Source organism: Rhizobium sp. WCS2018Hpa-16, from assembly GCF_031843705.1.
In the GTDB taxonomy this organism is placed as follows: Bacteria; Pseudomonadota; Alphaproteobacteria; order Rhizobiales; family Rhizobiaceae; genus Agrobacterium; species Agrobacterium tumefaciens_C.
On the sequence record NZ_JAVTIX010000002.1, the window covers coordinates 1,037,200 to 1,053,030 of the forward strand.

Here is a 15,831-nt window from a genome sequence, read left to right on the forward strand (position 1 = left end):
ACCGACGGAATAAAACCGCCTATCTCATGGATTAGTCATCCATCTTGTCGTAGTCGAGCTTTGGAGCCGCGCCGAGCGCTTCCTTGGTCGTGTCCACGTAAGCCTTCCATGTGCCATTATCGTTGTTGATGGCAACAGAGGCAGGGTCGAGAACCACATAGCTCTTGTCGATGCCGAGGAAGCCACCGACGCTGGCAACCAGGCCGATGACAGACTTGCCATCGCCGATCACAACATCTTCAATCTCACCGATTTCCTCGTTCTGGGCATTGTAGATGTCCATGCCGTCAAGCTGCGAGGCTGTGAGGTCGGTCTTCTGCACATTGATGAACTTCAATGGACCGCTGGCCTTGGTGCCCATGGTAATGCCAGGACCCGAAAGCATCGCATCTGCACCAGCAGCCGGTGCCGCAGCAGGAGCCGTCGTCGCCGTCTGCGCAAACGCGACAGACGATGTCAGAACTGCAGCAGCAGCAAGCGCGAAAACCTTGTTTTTCATAGTGTTTCTTCCCTTTCAGTATCGAACATAGTGTTCGGGGGAAGAACGGGTTGGGGTGGGATTGGTTCCAAGTCTATGTGATAGCGTTATCAATTAAAAAACACATATGACGCACCAAACGATGATTTGAGGACCCACGTAGTAAAAGGCTAAAGCGATGAGTGTTCACCACTTTAGCGTCAAGTGAGTAGAATACCTTTAATGTGCGGATCGCCCGGCTTCAAATGCAGGATGAAGTGATATTTTAAGTAGCAGCTGTTTAGCTTTTTCTAGGCGACCGCTGTCATTTTTCGAGCCCTTCCGGCGCCGAATTTCCGTCTCCCAGTCGCTTATGTTTTCATAAGTAAAAAGCCAGTGCGCAGTCGCTGCGAGCTCTAAAACAGTTACATTCTCATTGGCTAGATTGTTGGTTAAATCTTTCAACTCTTTAGTGTGTAGAAATTTGTAATCTTCAACAGGCTCACTTACGGTGAAAATACTGTATTTCGCGCCATCACTGGAACGAAACGCCTCTTCCTCCTTAATAAGTCCGAAAGCCTCTCCGTCGAGCACTGCATTTTCTACGTCTCTAGAAAATGGTCCAAAATGATAATATACAAAATCAAAATTGTGCTCATCGTTGATTTGATCAAGGAGGTAAACGATTTTTTGCAATCTAATCTTGCTAACGAGCTTGCCCCCCGCCGCAGAAATTATTTCCGCAATGCGATTTTCAGGTTCGATTGGCATTGCCTGCTTTCCCTCTTGCTGTCGTTCTGTCTTCTTCATCAGCGAAATAGATTCTGGTTAGTTTTTTTGTTCCAAGCGCTGAAATCAGGTCAGATTTTTTGGTGATTTCTACTGGGGTATTCCCCTCAAGAATGTGTATTTTTTTGTGCATTTTTTCCGATTCGCCACCGATTTCAGAATAAATTCCGAATGATCCTTTGTCGTCAATAATGACCGTCTCATCTCGGATTTGCGCCTCGAATTGCTCTTTGATTTTTCGGAGCTTTTGACGTTGGGTTCCCGGGTCTGCCCCGAATTCCGCAATGTCCATTGTTTTATATAGCCTACGTTCTCTGAGTCGGCATGCTATTTCCTTTATTGAAGGATTTTCTGCGTTCGCCAGTGCTTCGAGTGAGCCAAAAATCAATGTGTCGTCAAGCGTAAGATAGTTTTCAACGGTTTCTCCATCTTTCCCAAAGAATCGAAGCAATGGATGATTGTCTTGCAGGCCAGACTTTTTGCGATCCGTTTTCGTTCCGACTGCAGCCAGAGCTATGCAACGCAACATTTTCCCAATCATATGCTCAACGCAACGAGTGGCCCTGTGAAAGTAGACTTGTTCAGATAAGGTAAATCTAGCTAGGAGAAATTGCTCTGCTGCTGGTCTTGCCTTTTCAGTCAAGCAGAATGTGGGAGCACGTCGAGGCTCACCGTCATTGTTATCATCTGGCGCATCTAGTTCAATTTCAGCGACTCTAACGTTGTCCTTGAGCCAATCAAAGTCGATTGCGCCCGCGCCAGTTCCTGTCATCAGTCTATCTCTTCGAAGATAATCCAGTCGGTCGGCGTCAAATGAACTAGAAACCACAGAGTGGTATATGTCCTCAGGATCCTCTTTTTCGAGAAGATCTGCGACCTCGTTAGTGAAGCCGACCCGGAAACTCTCAAGAATCGGGTGCACTTTTCCCAATGGATTTCGGATAATATCGGCGGTCCATTTTTCGTGCTTCTTTTTTACCCCACGCGAAGCTTGGACTGTTTCAAACGTGTGACTAAACGGTCCATGTCCTAAATCATGAAGGAGGGCCGCAATCATCGCTACTTCGGCTCTAGTCTCTGATGTCTTTTGATCAATCCGCTTCATTTCACGCTCGACGATTTCAACAAGCAAGCGTGCAGTATGGAACACCCCGATAGAATGTGCGAAGCGGGTATGCACAGCACCTGGAAACGTGAACTCAGATACCCCTAATTGCCTTATCCGCCGTAATCTTTGAAATTCAGGGGTATCAATTAATTGCCAAGCTAAAGTATCAACTTTCTTGTTCTCATCAAAGACGATCAAACCGTGCACAGGATCTCGCAGTCGTTTGCTCAATTAAAACCCCAGAGTTAGACTCAATAAAATTAAAATATAACCGTAACTCTATTACTGCTTTCAACCAATGATTTAAAATCGAAATTATAATTTATCACAGAAAAGGATTGCTTCGTTGGGCCTCACCGCCCCGGCCTTCCAGTCTTCCCCTTCGTCCGGCCCTTGCGCTTCTGCTCGCCCGGGTCCTCATAGCTCCCCACACCCACCTTGCCGCGCGCAATCGGGCGAGGATCGTCTTTCCCGCCAGTTGCGCGTTCGGGTTGGCCTTCCAGCAGGGGTGAGATGCGTTTGCCGTCTTCGGTTTTGGGCTTGGCGGGTGCCGCGCCTTTGACGGGCTTTTCCGTGCGGCCCACCGTCATTTCGTCGAGGCTGTTCTTGCGGAACAGGGGTTTGGCAGTGTCTGTGCCGGGGCCCATGTCATCGAGGGATGGTTTGGCGAAAAGGGACTTTGAGGCTTGCTCGCCAGCTTCGGCGTCATTGGACGTATCTCGCGCAGTTGAGGTGCGGGGGCTCGCGCCCTTCTTGCCTTTGCCACCACCCTCAAGCGATTTGGCTTCTTCCTTGGCAATCGGGTCGTCCATGGCGGCGAGTTCGGCGGCTTTGAGGCGTTTGATTTCGTCGCGCAGGCGGGCGGCTTTTTCGAAGTCGAGATCGGCGGCGGCGTCGCGCATGGATTTTTCCATTGCGTTGAGGTGCGCTTGGAGATTGTTGCCAACCATATGGCCGCCATCGGCGAAGCCCTTGCCGGATGCGCCTGAAATATCGGCGCGCACGTGGTCGCGCTCATAGACGCTATCGAGAATATCCGAAATGCGGGCCTTGACGGATTCAGGCGTGATGCCGTGTTCGGTGTTGTAGGCCACCTGCTTCTCGCGGCGGCGCGAGGTTTCTTCCATCGCCCGCTTCATCGAGCCGGTGACCTTATCCGCATAGAGAATGACCTTGCCATCCACGTTACGGGCGGCGCGGCCGATGGTCTGGATCAGCGATGTCTCGGAGCGCAGGAAACCTTCCTTGTCGGCATCCAGAATGGCGACGAAGCCGCATTCGGGAATGTCGAGGCCTTCGCGCAGCAGGTTGATGCCCACCAGCACGTCAAACGCGCCGAGGCGCAGGTCACGGATGATTTCGATGCGTTCCAGCGTGTCGATATCCGAGTGCATGTAGCGCACGCGCACGCCCTGCTCATGCAGATATTCGGTGAGGTCTTCCGCCATGCGTTTCGTCAGCACCGTGCACAAGGTGCGGTAGCCCTTGGCGGCTGTCTCGCGAATTTCGCCCAGCACATCATCCACCTGGCTGCGGGCAGAGCGCACTTCGACGGGCGGATCGATCAGCCCCGTGGGGCGAATGACCTGTTCGGCAAAGACGCCGCCGGCCTGTTCCATTTCCCAATTGCCGGGGGTGGCCGAAACGGCAACGGTCGGCGGGCGCATGGCATCCCATTCCTCAAACCGCAGCGGGCGGTTGTCCATGCAGGAGGGCAGGCGGAAGCCATATTCCGCCAGCGTCGCCTTACGCCTGAAGTCGCCCCGGTACATGCCGCCAATCTGGCTGACGGAAACGTGGCTTTCATCGATGAACAGCAGGGCGTTGTCAGGGATATATTCAAACAGGGTCGGCGGCGGTTCGCCGGGGCTGCGGCCTGTGAGGTAACGGGAATAGTTCTCGATGCCCGCGCAGGAGCCGGTGGCTTCCAGCATTTCGATATCATAGCGGGTGCGCTGTTCCAGACGCTGCGCTTCCAGCAGGCGTCCGGCTTTTTCCAGCTCGGCAAGGCGGCCCTTTAGCTCTTCCTTGATGGCGCGGATGGCTCCGTTCAGCGTGGGGCGCGGCGTGACATAGTGCGAATTGGCGTAAATCTTCACCGATTGCAGATCGCCGGTTTTCTGGCCGGTCAGGGGATCGAACTCGGTGATCGCGTCGATCTCGTCTCCAAACATGGAAATGCGCCAGGCAGCATCTTCCAGGTGGGCGGGGAAGATTTCGATGGTATCACCACGCACGCGGAAGGAGCCGCGCTGGAAATCCATATCCCGGCGTTTATATTGCTGGGCCACAAGGTCTGCCAGCAGTTGACGCTGATCCAGCCTATCGCCAATCGCCATCTGGAAGGTCATGGCGGTGTAGGTTTCCACAGAGCCAATACCATAGATACACGAGACCGAGGCGACGATGATGCAATCATCCCGCTCCAGCAGCGAGCGGGTGGCAGAGTGGCGCATACGGTCGATCTGTTCGTTGATCGAGGATTCCTTCTCAATGAAGGTATCCGAGCGCGGCACATAGGCTTCCGGCTGGTAGTAATCGTAATAGGAAACGAAATATTCCACCGCGTTATCGGGGAAGAAGTTCTTGAACTCAGAATAAAGCTGCGCCGCCAGCGTCTTGTTGGGCGCGAGAATGACCGCCGGGCGCTGCGTGGCCTCGATGACCTTCGCCATGGTGAATGTCTTGCCGGAGCCGGTCACGCCCAGCAGAACCTGACTGCGTTCGCCGGAATTGATGCCTTCAACAAGATCGGCAATCGCGGTTGGCTGGTCGCCCGCCGGTTCGAAATCCGATGCCATGCGGATGGTGATTCCGCCTTCGGATTTGGCCGGACGCGCAGGGCGGTGTGGCGTCCACATCTTGCCGTCCTTGAACAGCGGGTTGCCACTCTCGATCAGCGCGGACAGAGCCTCGACAGTTGCCGTGACTGCGCCGGTGGCCAGCTTTTCCGCATCCTCAAGGCTGACATCCATGCCAGCAACCGGGTTAAGGCCAGCGGCGGCGCGGGTTTTCGGATCGTTTGACGCGCCGATGGATACGCCCCGGGATGTCTTCTGGGCTGTGGATTTTCCGGCAGCTTTCGGCTTGGCGGCTTCCGCCTCTGCTATGGCCTGCTTGCGCGCTTCGATTTCGATCTTCTTGCGGTGCTTGCCCGCTTTCGATGCGACTTCGCGCTGCGTCTCGACAGAGGATGCTTCGGCCTCCGCTTCCAACTGCTTCACCCAGTCCGAAACGCTGCCGCTGAGCGGCGCGCCGTCAAACGCGGCTTGCGGCATTTCTGCAAAGCCATCAGAGCGGGAGGTTTTGTCTGCGGTGTTTTTGGGTGATCTGGCCATGTCGCGGAATATGGAGAGTGTGGGATGGAAAGTGAAGAGGCAGGGTCGAAAAACAGAGTACAAACAGGAAACATTTCTGTCGCTGGAACCGTATGCAAGGTTCTGCGTTCTTCACGCCGACATATTCAGCCATCAGAACGGCAAAATCCTGTTTTAGAAAGCCGTGCCCTGCGTTAAGCAATACGCCGAAAGACGAGACAAGTTCCCTCTCCCAATCGTTTTCCTCTCCCATTTTTGAAGGTCCATCATGCCTTTTTCAATCACCCCTGCGCACATCTGGCCGGTTGTCATGTTGATTGCGTCCAATGTCTTCATGACATTTGCCTGGTATGGCCACCTCAAGCACAAGGGAAGCCTGTTGTTCATGGCTATCCTGACAAGCTGGGGCATCGCGTTTTTCGAGTATTGCCTTGCCGTACCGGCAAACCGCATGGGCTCGGAAGTCTATTCTACGGCACAGCTGAAGACGATGCAGGAAGTCATCACGCTGACTGTCTTCGCGCTGTTCTCGGTGTTCTGGCTGAAGGAGAGCCTGACCATCAACCACGTAATCGGCTTTGCCCTGATCGCCTTCGGCGCGTCGTTTCTGTTCAAGTCTTGATGCCAGGTTCTGCATCCATAGCAGACGTGTAGCGTCTCAACTTCAGTTGTAGTTGACAGGCGAGATGGCCGGGCTTGTTCCCGGCCATATTTGTTTTACGCCGTGCGGCGTTTGCCTACGGCTTGAACGATGAAGTCCAGCACCAGCATCACCAGCAAGCTCAGACCCACCAGAGGGAAGATGATGCCGCCGATGGCGAGTAGCGCCAGCAGGCCGCGCAGGACACGCTTGTTCTGCGGCATGGGCGGTATGCCGAGGGAGCCTTTCGGACGCCGCTTCCACCACATGGTGCCGCCGGAGACGGCCAGAAGGATGATGGCGAGGCAGACAATGACGAGAAATATCTGGTTTGCGAGGCCATATTGCTGGCCCATGTGGACGTTGATGCCCCATTCAAGACCTTTGCCGAGCGGGCCGTAATCCGCATATGTCATGTCAATCAAAGCCTTACCGCTATATTGGTCGAGATGGACGACATGCTGTTTCGACAGGTCGTCTGGATAGACGGAGCCACTGTAGACGCCGGTCGGTTTTGTGGGAAGGGCAACCGCGTAACCGGGAAAAAAGCCAAGGGCGTTGAAGCGGGTAATGGCCTGATCGATGCCGATGGGTTGCAGGGTGGAGCTCTTTTCGGGGGCTACAGGCGGCGCTTCGTGGACATGCTGGCCGTGGTCGTGACCTTCCGAGACTGGGATCTTTGCCTGTTCCAGCGACCACGATGTTTTGGCGACGTCATCGAGACGGTCGTTCGACATGGGAACCTGAACGCGCACACCGGCGGGGTATCCGAAATTGTTGCCGTTGGCCCATTCATTGACCTTGGCGCCCCATACGCCAGACCATGGCATGCCGGTAACCGCGAGGAAGACGATGAAAAATCCGACGAATATGCCGGTCACTGCATGGGTGTCGCGCCAGAACACCCGTTTTTTCGGCGTGCCACGCACGGTTATCACGCCGCCTGTCTGCTTGCGCGGCCACCAGAGATAGATGCCCGTTGCCACGAGAAGGACCGACCAGCCTGCTGATATCTCGATGAAATAGCGGGCCCATGTGCCGAAATATTTCAGGCTGTGGATGTATCGAACCGTCCACATGACAGTGCCGCGATCTGGAAGGGAGCCGAGCGCCTCAGCGGTGTAGGTATTGACGTAAACAGCGCGTTTTCCATCTGCTGTGCTGACGGTGATTTCCGTCGATGCGCCGGGATCGGTGGGGGTGGTGTACTTTACCGCAGTGCCCGGAACGAGGCTTAGTGCAGATGCGACGATAGCCGATGGCGCGGCTGGAGCCACATTTTGCAATGCCTCGATGCGTTTCAAATCCGAATGGATGATGGCGTCGAATTCATCCCTGAACAGGTAAAGACTGCCTGTGATGGCAAGGGAAATCATGAAGGGCAGAACGAAAAGGCCAGCATAAAAATGCCAGCGCCAGACGGCGCGGTAGAGATTGATAGATGAGGATTGCGCAGCCTGGCGCTCCCCTTCGAAGGAAGTGATGACGGACATGAAATGTCTCCGCAAGACGATGAGGTTTGCGGCTTGATGCGCACCGGGCGATGCCGACGGGCGCATTCGAAGCCGAATTTATGTCTCAAAGGTGCGGAAAAAGGGGTGGGCCGCGCGGTTGCGAGTCCCGGTTTGCTGTCGGCGGCGGACTTGTCACGTCCGGGTAGAAGAAGGCGAGGTCGACGGAGGTGGCGATGCCGCCAGCCAGCTCGGTGGGAGAGGCAAGGAGTGCGGCCGCAGCAGCGAAGGCGAGGCGGCATAGCGTCCCGCAACAGTCGTTTGCCTGCTTTGTTCCCGGGTTCTGGTTCTGCTTGCCACTAGCGCCATCGGGCATGTGGGTGGAGCAGATAACCCCATCTGCGCCAATCGACATGGCTGCCATGTTTCCATGGGCGACGCCAGTGGTCAGGCCCTGCAACAAAAACAGCAAAAGCGCCAGCATGGCGACCGCGCCAGCCGAGCTTCTATCCTGCATTATGCTGCGCACGAACCCCATGAATCGTGATCTGCCACAGTTTTTCCGCAATGTCACTGCGGCAGAATAGGCCAGATCACAGGTCTCGGCATGGCGCTGCTGCGTTACAAATTGTCCATGTCCGGAAAATGCCATGGTTTCGCAACCTTTTTGCCCGGATTGACTGTGATCCTCCCTCCAAACTTCATGTTGGCAGGAGTGGCTGAAATGGCTTCGTTTTCTCCAACGGTGGCGGCGGTACGCTATGGTTACGGGCTCTCGCCAGGGCAAGTGCTGAACCGAAATTCCGACGACCTGCTGGTGCAGCTCGCCGATGCGCCGCTCAGAGATTCCTATTTCCCCATCGGCGGTGCGTTTGCGGCGCGACAGAGATCGTCCGATCTGGCGGACAGGATCATCGCCACAAGTGGCGGTAAAAACGGCGGCGAACTGGATCGCGATGGCCGCAGATTGATCCAGCAACAAGCCGAACAGAGTTTTCAGCGTGACAGCATGGCGCGCGTGATGCAGGCCGTATTCTCTCCCTATGGTTTTCATGAGCGGCTCGCCTCGTTCTGGGTGGATCATTTCTCCGTCAATGCACGCAAGGCGCTGCCAATGCGCCTTATAACCCCGCTCTATGAAGTCGAGGCTATCCGTCCGCATTTGGCTGGCTCATTTGGGGACCTGCTGCAGGCGGCAGTCCTTCATCCCGCCATGCTGATCTATCTGGATCAAAACCGTTCGGCAGGCCCGGAATCGGTTGCTGCTGAGAAAAACAAGCGCGGTCTCAACGAAAACCTCGGACGTGAACTGCTCGAACTTCACACAGTCGGCGCGGGCAGTGGTTATACGCAGGCCGATGTGCGCTCAGCCGCGCTTGTGCTGACAGGAATGACGGTGGATGACCGAAACGAAATGCTGTTTCGGCCTCGCATGGCCCAGCCGGGCCAGATCAAAGTTCTCGGCGTTTCCTATGGCGGGCGCAAGCGCACTGCTGATGACTGTCTCGATATGCTCAACGATCTGGCGGTGCGGCCCGAAACGGCGGTCCACATCTGCCGTAAGCTGGCGGCACACTTCATTGCCGATGAGGCTCCACCGGAAATCGTGGCGGCCATGGTAGATGAATGGAAAGCCAGCAAGGGACATCTGCTCAAAGTCTATGCTGTCATGCTCAATCATCCTCGCGCCTGGGCTGATCCCGGGCGGAAAATGAAGCTGCCCTTTGACTATGTCGTATCCGGGCTGCGGGCATTCGGCATCACTCAGAAGAACTGGCAAGACAAGATGTCACCAAATGGTGATGACGAGGTTGGGCAGGCCGCAGCGCCAGCTGTAACCAGCGATATAAAAGCCATGCTGCCGGGCGGAGACCAGACCGCAATGGAAAAGCCGACCGGGGACATGAACGCGATGGCTGAGCAACCGGCAAAGCCGAAACCCAAGCAAAGCCTAGCGCGCACGCTCACTCTCGCATCCTTGCGGCGCATGGGGCAGCCCGTGTGGCAACCGCCAAGTCCTGCCGGGTTTGAGGAAGGTGTCGCATCCTGGCTCTCTCCCAGTCAGATGAGCGAGCGCATTCTTTGGGCGCGCAAAGCATCAAGTTCACTGGGTGGTGACATTGAGCCTAAAATGTTTCTGGAAGCGGCCATGGGCGATTTGGCGCGTGACGACACCATCCGCGTCGTCAGCCAGGCGCCAAGCCGCGTCAGCGGAATGACGCTCGCTTTATCCTCACCAGAATTCAACAGGAGATAGGATATGGCCTTCTCTCAGGATATGCTGATCAGCCGAAGAAGCTTTCTCGCCACCGCGTGCTGTGCGGCAGCGTTGCCGGTGCTTTCTCCGGTCAGCTTTGCGGCGATGCCCGGCGATAATCGTTTCGTGACCATCGTCCTGCGCGGTGCAATGGATGGGCTTGATCTTGTTCAGCCTTACGGCGATGCGGCGTTTGCCGGATTTCGGCCGACCCTCGCTTTGACGCCGGATACGGGCCTGATCGATCTCGATGGGCATTTCGGTTTGAACCCGGCAGCGCAACCTTTGATGCCCCTTTGGCAGAACAAGGAGCTATCCTTTGTTCATGCCGTTTCCACCCCCTATCGGGACCAGAGAAGCCACTTCGATGGGCAAGATATTCTGGAGAGCGGTGCCGACCATGTGCATGGTGAGCGCACCGGCTGGCTGAACCGGGCGCTGTCGTCCATTCCGCGTCCCGACGACCGCAAGGCGATCGATATCAATACCTCGATGGAGCTCATTCTCGCCGGGCCAAACGATACAGACGTCTGGGCCTCCACGTCCAATATGACGATGGGGCCAGATGATGTTGCATTTTTCAAGCGGCTCTACGCCAACGACCCGGATTTCAATCGGGTTCTCGCGGAAGCCTTGCGCACCGATATGTCCGCCGAGCAATTGTTTCAGGATGAAAAGCGCGGCGCGGGAATTCGCGATGTCGCCAAGCTTGCTGGCGGCCTTTTGCGGGAAGACTACCGAATCGCTGCCTTCTCAGTCGATGGCTGGGATACGCATGCGGGGCAGAAAGGCCAGTTCGCACGCACCGTCAAAGATTTGACCATCGCGCTGACAACGCTGAAAGATGCGCTGGGGTCAGATGTTTGGAAAAAGACTGTGGTGCTGGCGATGACGGAATTCGGGCGCACCGTGCGCGAAAATGGCACCGGCGGAACGGACCACGGCACCGGTGGCGTTGCCATTCTGGCAGGCGGCGGAATCGATGGCGGCCGTGTGTTGGGCAACTGGCCGGGTTTGGGTGAGGGCAGGCTGCTTGATGACCGCGACCTCATGCCCACAGGCGATGTGCGGGAAGTTGCGGCAGCCATGCTCTATCGACAGTTCGATGTCAACAGTGAAGCTCTGACCAACGGCATTTTCCCCGGACTCAGCTTCGACAGGTCGTCGCCTTATCTCAAGGTCTGAAAGACCAAGGCTCTCAGCGGATGAGCGGATAGGTAATCGTTACGGGCTGACCATATGTGTGGTTAGGTTTTGGGTGCGGAACCCTGATAGGAAATCGTCGTTTCGCAGCCGCAAGCGCTAGCCGGTTGAATTCAGCATCATTGGATGGTTCGGCTAGGCGGGCGGAGGCCAGCTTGGCCTGTGAATTTGTGCGCAACTCCACCTCTACGCGGTTCGTATAGGAGCAGCCGCTTAAAGCCACAGCGATTGCTACGCCCGTAGCGATAACGAACAAATTCATGAGCTTCCCCGAATCAATCTTATGGCTGCAATAAATTGCAACCATAAGAAGATCCGTCAATGGATTCTGCGTTGATTTGGTGAGGTGGGCAAAATGGCTACGCCCCTCTCTGAGATACTATTCCTTGACGATGGGCGTTGGCCGCCCCTCGCTATCCATCGCCACCATGATGAAAGTGCCAGCGGTTACTTTTTCAAGAATGTCGTATCGCGCGCGCTGCGCCCACGCTTCAACGGTGAGGGTAATGGACGTGCGACCAACGCGGGCGATGGTCGTATAGATCGACAGGGTGTCACCAATCTTTACGGGCAGCTCGAACGCCATTTCCTTGACTGCCGCCGTGACCACGCGACAGCGTGCCCGTTCCGCTGCGCGAATGCCGCTTGCCAAGTCCATCTGAGACATGACCCAACCGCCAAAAATATCGCCGGCAGGGTTCGCATCCGCTGGCATGGCAAGCGTGCGAAGCGTTAGTTCGCCGGTCGGCTTGATCTGTTCTGGCATTGTGGCCCCCGTAAAGACATATGGATGAAAAGCTAGATTATTTTTTGGCTAGAAACTGACGGCTTGCATAAAGCGCAATGGCAGCGGCATTCGATACGTTGAGCGATTTGATCTCACCCGGCATATCGAGGCGCGCGAGCAGGGAGACGGTCTCCCTGGTCTTCTGGCGAAGTCCCTTGCCTTCAGCACCAAGCACAAGCGCGATCTTCTCACCCTGAAACGTTCCCTCAAGTGGCGCGGGCCCTTCCGAATCAAGCCCGATGGAGGTGAAGCCCAGCTTGTGCAGTTCGGCGAGAGCATCGGCCAGATTGGTGATCTGGATGTAAGGGATCATTTCGAGAGCGCCGGAGGCTGATTTTGCCAGAACGCCAGACTCGGTCGGGCTGTGGCGCATGGTCGTAATAACGGCGCCTGCATTGAAGGCCACGGCCGAACGCATGATGGCGCCCACATTGTGCGGATCTGTGACCTGATCGAGAACGAGAATCAGCGGGCTGCTCTTCAAAGCGCCAAGCTTTTTGGCGGGCAGGGGCCGAGTTTCCAGCATGACACCCTGGTGAATTGCATCAGGGCCGAGAACCTTGTCGATATCCTGCGGCGAAACCATTTCCACCGGGAAGGGCTGTTCTTCTGCTGAGCCGATTTCCAGACGCGCCAGTGCGTTCAGGGTAACGAACAACTTGATGATCTGCCGCTCTTTGTTGGCCAGCGCTGCGCGCACGGTGTGCAGGCCATAAAGATGAACCTGATCGGGCGCCAGTTGCGGTGCCTTCCAGTCTTCACCGCCACGCGGTCGGCGCTTTTGAAAAGCGGGCGTTGGAATTTCGCCACGTTCCCTCTTGGCATCGCGGACCTGACGGCGCAGCGTTGCATAATGGGTGTCGCGGGTGGATTTATCGTTGGGATCGTCTTTGCTCATGATGCCTTATATCGTCAGCGATGCGCCAGCACCAGTCCCTCCCAATCCTCTGATTGCCGCCTGGGTCTGCCGTCCACGCATTTGCGCAGGGACTTTGCGTCAATTAGCCGGGCATCTTTCAGCGCCACGCGCGGTTAATCCACAGGCCTATGACTCTGTTCGCATTTTTCGCAAATTTTCGTCACACATCGTGTTGACAGACGCGGCGAGGGCAGTCATATACGCGGCCACAGACGACGAAACGGCAACGCGCCGGCCTCGGAAATCTGGTTAAGCTTGGTTGCTTGATCCTCGCAGAATACTGGAGGAATGCCCGAGTGGTTAAAGGGGACGGACTGTAAATCCGTTGGCTCAGCCTACGTTGGTTCAAATCCAACTTCCTCCACCATTCTGCACGGATCGAAACCACCGCCGCGGGTATAGCTCAATGGTAGAGCAGCAGCCTTCCAAGCTGAATACGCGGGTTCGATTCCCGCTACCCGCTCCAACGGTTTTCGATTACCATTCCCAATGCATTTCACTTTGATATTGCTCGCAGAGTTGTCTCTGGCGACCATCGATTAATTCGGCGCTTTTCAACCAGCGAGCGTCAACCGTGATGCCGCATTGCTTTATGCGCGAATATTGCAATATCGCGACACTGCCGGGAACAAAATCGTTGCTTCCAGATTGTTGGAAAGAACAGTGATTGCTACCCCAGATGCAAATCACTCACAGCGGTATAAAACAGTGCCCGGGAATAAGAGATGCTCGATAATAACCAGATCCAAAGATATGTCGCTATCAGCAATGGTGGCTTCTACGCCTGGGATGTTTGCTTGAATCTGTTTTGGGCGGATGAGAATTTTGCGAGAATCACGGGCCTGGAGCCAGATGAGCTGAATCACGGATTGCCCGCCCAGCGGATGCTCGACCTCATCCACGAGGATGACAGGCCGCATGTCTCGGAAGGTATAAAGAATTCAGTTCTGTCTGGAGAGCCATTCCAGATGGTGTATCGCGTGCGCCGTGGCGATGGGTTCGCGAAAATCACGGAAGTCGGGCGTTGCTATCGCTATATTGACGGCGTAGCGTCTCTGTTCACTGGTGTGGTCTTTGATAGCACGACGCCTGCGCGCTCTGAAGATGCCTCAAACGGCAATATTCCGGTACTGGTCGATTAGAACCAGTCACCCATTTCTGCTGAATGATATGCCAAGGTAGTATTGCGCGAAGATAGCGACGACGGCGAGTGCTGCAAACGCAAAGCCGAATTTAAAGCGGCGAGAGCGCTTTGCACGCCCACCTGACCAGTCATAAGCCATTGTTCAGACAGCCTTTATATTTATTAGTATTGTCGAAACTAATAGCTGTCTAAGCTTGCCCGTGGATTGCGGCAATCATGAAATTGCACAGGCAAATTCTTTGACTTGCGCCCCCTCGTTGGGGTGATTTGCGTTTGTTCTATTCCGCTGGTTCAGCCGCTCATAAAAAAACCGGAGACCTGAAGGGCTCCGGTTTTAAAGAGGCTGAATGAAACTCAGCTCATGTAGGGCAGTATATAAGGCCAAACTTCTACGAAGCCATGATAGAGCATGTTGGCGGCGACATAGACGATAACCAGAAGGCCGACATAAGAGATCCACCGGTGGCGGTGCAACAGCTTGGCAACATAGTTTGCCGCAAGGCCCATCAGTGCGATGGATACGACCAGGCCGATGATGAGAACGGTGAGGTGGTCCTGTGCGGCGCCAGCCACAGCGAGCACGTTGTCCAGCGACATGGACACATCGGCAATAACGATCTGTGTGGCGGCCTGGAAGAATGTCTTCTGGCCCTTTGTCAGATCTGCTTCGTCGTTTGTCTCGTCGTCGCCCATATGGACGTTCTGCGAGCGCAGTTCACTCCACATCTTCCAGCAAACCCAGGCCAGAAGAACGCCGCCGAAAAGCTGAAGGCCGACAATTGCCAGCAATTGTACGGTGAGGGCGGCAAAGACGATGCGCAGCACCGTCGCTGCAATAATGCCGACTAGAATGGCCTTGCGGCGAAGATGTGCAGGAAGGCCCGCAGCGGCGAGGCCGATGACGATTGCATTATCGCCTGCAAGAACGAGGTCAATGGCGATGACCTGGAGAAATGCCGTAAAACCGGCAGCTGTGAAAATTTCCATAGCAGATCCCGAGCGGATAGGATTGGTGCCGCGGGAGAAACGGCTTATAGGCGCTTGTTGAAGTGCCTGCAAATTGTTGGATGTCGCCTGTCCCCACAGGTCGATTACCTTGTCAATAGGACACTAAACACATCTTCGTAAAGAGCGTTGGCTGGCTCATACATATTGTCGCGCGCGAGCGCGGACGTTGACGGCAGGTATCAGGCACACCATATGCCCTCCATCACGTCGCTTTTGGCAGCGCATTCGGCGCGCTCGCAATTAAGTCTTGCGCATTCGCTTACAAAGCCTTAAACGGCGACACCAAACCGGTTCGCCGGAAAAACTACTTCACGTTCACAGGAAGCAATTCAGATGGCAAAGAGCAAGTTTGAGCGCAACAAGCCGCACGTCAACATTGGCACGATTGGTCACGTTGACCACGGCAAGACGTCGTTGACTGCTGCGATCACGAAGTACTTCGGCGAATACAAGGCGTACGACCAGATCGACGCAGCGCCGGAAGAAAAGGCACGCGGTATCACGATTTCGACGGCTCACGTTGAATATGAGACTCCAAACCGTCACTATGCACACGTTGATTGCCCCGGCCACGCCGACTACGTCAAGAACATGATCACCGGTGCTGCCCAGATGGACGGCGCTATTCTGGTCTGCTCTGCAGCTGACGGCCCAATGCCACAGACACGCGAGCACATCCTGCTTGCTCGTCAGGTCGGTGTTCCTGCTATCGTTGTGTTCCTCAACAAGGTTGACCAGGTTGACGACGCAG

At 55.4% G+C, this 15,831-nt stretch carries 15 protein-coding genes and 2 tRNA genes; 7 read left to right on the plus strand and 10 right to left on the minus strand.

Features of this window, described 5'->3' with window-relative positions; translation table 11 throughout:
• Nucleotides 1-31: 31 nt before the first annotated feature.
• From RQI55_RS11095 to uvrB, 4 genes are all read right to left on the minus strand, one after another.
• The gene (locus tag RQI55_RS11095) at nucleotides 32-499 is read right to left on the minus strand and encodes a PRC-barrel domain-containing protein (RefSeq protein ID WP_042618558.1); all 468 of its coding nucleotides are present in this window, start codon (nucleotides 497-499) and stop codon (nucleotides 32-34) included.
• Between the two features lie 198 nt (nucleotides 500-697).
• The gene (locus RQI55_RS11100; RefSeq protein WP_311272552.1) at nucleotides 698-1,228 is read right to left on the minus strand and encodes a hypothetical protein; all 531 of its coding nucleotides are present in this window, start codon (nucleotides 1,226-1,228) and stop codon (nucleotides 698-700) included.
• On the minus strand, nucleotides 1,212-2,585 hold the full coding sequence (locus RQI55_RS11105; protein WP_311272553.1) for an HD domain-containing protein: 1,374 nt from the start codon (nucleotides 2,583-2,585) through the stop codon (nucleotides 1,212-1,214). Before RQI55_RS11105 ends, RQI55_RS11100 begins: the two co-directional genes overlap by 17 nt.
• Before the next feature lie 122 nt (nucleotides 2,586-2,707).
• Nucleotides 2,708-5,692 (minus strand): excinuclease ABC subunit UvrB, encoded by a 2,985-nt coding sequence (gene uvrB / locus RQI55_RS11110; protein WP_311272554.1) that lies wholly within the window; start codon nucleotides 5,690-5,692, stop codon nucleotides 2,708-2,710.
• A gap of 247 nt (nucleotides 5,693-5,939) precedes the next feature.
• On the opposite strand from uvrB, the gene RQI55_RS11115 reads away from it, so the two are divergent.
• Complete coding sequence (locus tag RQI55_RS11115) at nucleotides 5,940-6,293, plus strand: DMT family protein (protein ID WP_042618555.1); 354 nt, start codon at nucleotides 5,940-5,942, stop codon at nucleotides 6,291-6,293.
• A 95-nt stretch (nucleotides 6,294-6,388) separates the two neighbouring features.
• On the opposite strand, the gene RQI55_RS11120 is transcribed toward RQI55_RS11115, so the two are convergent.
• Both RQI55_RS11120 and RQI55_RS11125 read right to left on the minus strand, forming a co-directional pair.
• Nucleotides 6,389-7,804 carry a PepSY domain-containing protein gene (locus RQI55_RS11120; RefSeq protein ID WP_311272555.1) on the minus strand — a complete coding sequence of 472 codons (1,416 nt, stop codon included), beginning with the start codon at nucleotides 7,802-7,804 and terminating at the stop codon, nucleotides 6,389-6,391.
• Nucleotides 7,805-7,889: 85 nt separating this feature from the next.
• Nucleotides 7,890-8,414 carry a DUF2946 family protein gene (locus tag RQI55_RS11125; RefSeq protein ID WP_243256275.1) on the minus strand — a complete coding sequence of 175 codons (525 nt, stop codon included), beginning with the start codon at nucleotides 8,412-8,414 and terminating at the stop codon, nucleotides 7,890-7,892.
• Between the two features lie 72 nt (nucleotides 8,415-8,486).
• On the opposite strand from RQI55_RS11125, the gene RQI55_RS11130 reads away from it, so the two are divergent.
• Nucleotides 8,487-10,019: a DUF1800 family protein gene (locus tag RQI55_RS11130; protein WP_243256274.1), complete on the plus strand. Its 1,533-nt coding sequence runs from the start codon at nucleotides 8,487-8,489 to the stop codon at nucleotides 10,017-10,019.
• Nucleotides 10,020-10,022: 3 nt separating this feature from the next.
• Entirely contained in the window at nucleotides 10,023-11,204 is a 1,182-nt protein-coding gene (locus RQI55_RS11135; RefSeq protein WP_243256273.1) for a DUF1501 domain-containing protein, read from the plus strand.
• 13 nt (nucleotides 11,205-11,217) lie between these two features.
• Here RQI55_RS11135 and RQI55_RS11140 read toward each other — a convergent pair whose 3' ends face one another.
• The 3 genes from RQI55_RS11140 to RQI55_RS11150 all read right to left on the minus strand — a co-directional run bounded on the left by RQI55_RS11140 (nucleotide 11,218) and on the right by RQI55_RS11150 (nucleotide 12,907).
• Entirely contained in the window at nucleotides 11,218-11,484 is a 267-nt protein-coding gene (locus RQI55_RS11140) for an energy transducer TonB (RefSeq protein WP_155398887.1), read from the minus strand.
• Nucleotides 11,485-11,601: 117 nt separating this feature from the next.
• On the minus strand, nucleotides 11,602-11,988 hold the full coding sequence (locus RQI55_RS11145) for an acyl-CoA thioesterase (protein ID WP_192063807.1): 387 nt from the start codon (nucleotides 11,986-11,988) through the stop codon (nucleotides 11,602-11,604).
• Between the two features lie 37 nt (nucleotides 11,989-12,025).
• Nucleotides 12,026-12,907 carry an RNA methyltransferase gene (locus RQI55_RS11150; protein ID WP_243256272.1) on the minus strand — a complete coding sequence of 294 codons (882 nt, stop codon included), beginning with the start codon at nucleotides 12,905-12,907 and terminating at the stop codon, nucleotides 12,026-12,028.
• 303 nt (nucleotides 12,908-13,210) lie between these two features.
• Here RQI55_RS11150 and RQI55_RS11155 point away from each other — a divergent pair.
• The 3 genes from RQI55_RS11155 to RQI55_RS11165 all read left to right on the plus strand — a co-directional run bounded on the left by RQI55_RS11155 (nucleotide 13,211) and on the right by RQI55_RS11165 (nucleotide 14,070).
• Nucleotides 13,211-13,295 (plus strand) — tRNA-Tyr (locus RQI55_RS11155).
• Between the two features lie 25 nt (nucleotides 13,296-13,320).
• Nucleotides 13,321-13,394, plus strand: a tRNA-Gly gene (locus tag RQI55_RS11160).
• Nucleotides 13,395-13,653: 259 nt separating this feature from the next.
• Nucleotides 13,654-14,070, plus strand: coding sequence for a PAS domain-containing protein (locus RQI55_RS11165; RefSeq protein ID WP_243256271.1), 417 nt, complete (start codon nucleotides 13,654-13,656; stop codon nucleotides 14,068-14,070).
• Nucleotides 14,071-14,426: 356 nt separating this feature from the next.
• Here RQI55_RS11165 and RQI55_RS11170 read toward each other — a convergent pair whose 3' ends face one another.
• On the minus strand, nucleotides 14,427-15,059 hold the full coding sequence (locus tag RQI55_RS11170; RefSeq protein ID WP_192063810.1) for a TerC family protein: 633 nt from the start codon (nucleotides 15,057-15,059) through the stop codon (nucleotides 14,427-14,429).
• Nucleotides 15,060-15,413: 354 nt separating this feature from the next.
• On the opposite strand from RQI55_RS11170, the gene RQI55_RS11175 reads away from it, so the two are divergent.
• Nucleotides 15,414-15,831 (plus strand): GTP-binding protein (locus RQI55_RS11175; RefSeq protein WP_311272556.1); only part of this gene is annotated, 418 nt, incomplete at its 3' end.

What these genes read in the sequence shown, in the direction of transcription:
- RQI55_RS11165 (WP_243256271.1), top strand. Translation starts at nt 13,654, where the DNA reads ATGCTCGATAATAACCAGATCCAAAGATATGTCGCTATCAGCAATGGT.
- RQI55_RS11145 (WP_192063807.1), bottom strand. Translation starts at nt 11,988, where the DNA reads ATGCCAGAACAGATCAAGCCGACCGGCGAACTAACGCTTCGCACGCTT.
- RQI55_RS11100 (WP_311272552.1), bottom strand. Translation starts at nt 1,228, where the DNA reads ATGCCAATCGAACCTGAAAATCGCATTGCGGAAATAATTTCTGCGGCG.
- RQI55_RS11135 (WP_243256273.1), top strand. Translation starts at nt 10,023, where the DNA reads ATGGCCTTCTCTCAGGATATGCTGATCAGCCGAAGAAGCTTTCTCGCC.
- RQI55_RS11130 (WP_243256274.1), top strand. Translation starts at nt 8,487, where the DNA reads ATGGCTTCGTTTTCTCCAACGGTGGCGGCGGTACGCTATGGTTACGGG.
- RQI55_RS11170 (WP_192063810.1), bottom strand. Translation starts at nt 15,059, where the DNA reads ATGGAAATTTTCACAGCTGCCGGTTTTACGGCATTTCTCCAGGTCATC.
- RQI55_RS11125 (WP_243256275.1), bottom strand. Translation starts at nt 8,414, where the DNA reads ATGGCATTTTCCGGACATGGACAATTTGTAACGCAGCAGCGCCATGCC.
- RQI55_RS11140 (WP_155398887.1), bottom strand. Translation starts at nt 11,484, where the DNA reads ATGAATTTGTTCGTTATCGCTACGGGCGTAGCAATCGCTGTGGCTTTA.
- RQI55_RS11120 (WP_311272555.1), bottom strand. Translation starts at nt 7,804, where the DNA reads ATGTCCGTCATCACTTCCTTCGAAGGGGAGCGCCAGGCTGCGCAATCC.
- RQI55_RS11095 (WP_042618558.1), bottom strand. Translation starts at nt 499, where the DNA reads ATGAAAAACAAGGTTTTCGCGCTTGCTGCTGCTGCAGTTCTGACATCG.
- RQI55_RS11115 (WP_042618555.1), top strand. Translation starts at nt 5,940, where the DNA reads ATGCCTTTTTCAATCACCCCTGCGCACATCTGGCCGGTTGTCATGTTG.
- uvrB (WP_311272554.1), bottom strand. Translation starts at nt 5,692, where the DNA reads ATGGCCAGATCACCCAAAAACACCGCAGACAAAACCTCCCGCTCTGAT.
- RQI55_RS11150 (WP_243256272.1), bottom strand. Translation starts at nt 12,907, where the DNA reads ATGAGCAAAGACGATCCCAACGATAAATCCACCCGCGACACCCATTAT.